General features: G+C 37.8%; 1 protein-coding gene. It reads left to right on the top strand.

Annotated elements, in window-relative coordinates:
* Positions 1–1,551 (top strand): Vomp family autotransporter (locus ACFIL3_RS03860; RefSeq protein WP_375681850.1); only part of this gene is annotated, 1,551 nt, incomplete at its 5' end.
* Positions 1,552–1,826 lie beyond the last annotated feature (275 nt).

The following is a 1,826-nucleotide window of genomic DNA, read 5'->3' as shown; positions in this document are numbered from 1 at the left end:
AAGACTACAGCACCCGTTTCCCTCCATAATGTTAAAGATGGGAAAATTGCTGAAGATTCGCATGATGCGATCAATGGGAACCAAATTAATAAAATATCTGGAGATATAGCAAATTATTTTGGTGGTGGTGCCTCGTTCGAAAATGGTGCTTTTAAAGGACCAAACTATAGTTTATCTGTTATTGTTGAAGATGGTCAGGTGGCAAAAGCCAATTATCATGATGTTGGCTCAGCTTTGAGTGGTCTCGATGCAAATGTGAAGAGTGTGAATAGTCATCTCACGAATGTGGTCAATAATTTTACACAAAAAATCAATGATATTACACAAGAAGTCAAAGGGGATGCTTTGTTGTGGAGCAATGATGAGCAGGCATTTGTAGCACAGCATGGAGCAGACAAAGAAAATAGCAAAATTAAGTTTCTTGCTAATGGAGATATTTCTGCTAACTCAACCGATGCTATAAATGGTTCGCAACTTTATTTGATGAGTAATCAGCTTGCTGCATATTTTGGTGGTGGCGCTGGCTATAATAATGGAGAATGGACTGCTCCTACTTTCAAGATAGCACAATTCAAGGCTGACGGGAGCTCTGGTGAAAAGAAGGATTATCATAACGTTGCCAGTGCTTTTGACGGCGTAAGTGAGAGTATGTCTAAGATAAACGACCGTATTCAAAGTGTTGAAAACAATGTCTCGTCCAATGGTTTAAATTGGAATGAGCAGAAAAAAGCTTATGACGCTAGCCATGATGGTCAACCAAGTAAGATTATCAATGTAGCAGATGGTAAAATTGCAGAAGGTTCAAAAGATGCAGTCAATGGTGGACAGCTTTGGGAAACCAACGAACGTATCACTGGCGTTGAAAAAGATATTAAGCATATTGAAAACAGAGTCGACAATATTTCCACTACGGTTACGAATATTGGTGAAACGGTTTTCAATATTGAAGACAGAGTTGATAATATTGAGAACACGGTTAATAATCTTTCTGATGGTGCAGTTAACTATGATAAAGATGCTGATGGTAAAAAAACCAATAAGATCACTCTAAAAGGTGGCAACGAAAGTGAACCTGTTATGATTGATAATGTTGCCAATGGTCGCATTGAACAAGGTTCGAAAGAAGCTGTGAATGGTGGTCAACTACATGATTACACTCAGCAACAGATGAAAATTGTTCTCGATGATGCAAAAAAATATACGGATAGTCGGGTGGATAATATTGTTATTAATGCCATTGATGATGCTGTTGATCGGTCTGACCGATATACAGATATGAAGTTTAATATTTTAAGTTATGACATTAAGAGCGTACGGAAAGAGGCAAGGCAAGCAGCCGCCGTTGGTCTAGCAGTATCCAACCTACGTTACTTTGACGAGCCGGGATCTTTGAGTGTCTCATTTGGTAGCGGCGCATGGCGTGGACAATCCGCATTTGCTCTTGGTGCTGGTTATACATCTGAAAACGGAAAAATCCGCTCTAATCTCTCTGCCACGAGTGCTGGTGGTCATTGGGGCATAGGTGGTGCAATCACTCTGAAAATAAAATAATACGAACAACGAAAATAGAACAAAACATCCACCCTTATTTATTGAAATAAGGGTGGATATTTTTTTTTTACAGACGCACAGTATTTATCTAGAGATAAGCATAATATTTGATGAGGCTATAAACTGTGAGGTTTTATAGAAGATTTTTCTATATTTTGTTGAAAAAAGATCACAGTAGAATCCATATTGCTAAAAAGCTATATTTTTATGTTGCTATTTTCTTGAACAGCCTATAGCTGTATGAAAATGTATATTAGTAAGACTCATTTTGATAA

This window comes from Bartonella sp. CE47NXGY (genome assembly GCF_042195415.1).
Classification (GTDB): Bacteria; Pseudomonadota; Alphaproteobacteria; order Rhizobiales; family Rhizobiaceae; genus Bartonella.
This window is presented reverse-complemented; position numbering and strand designations above follow the sequence as displayed.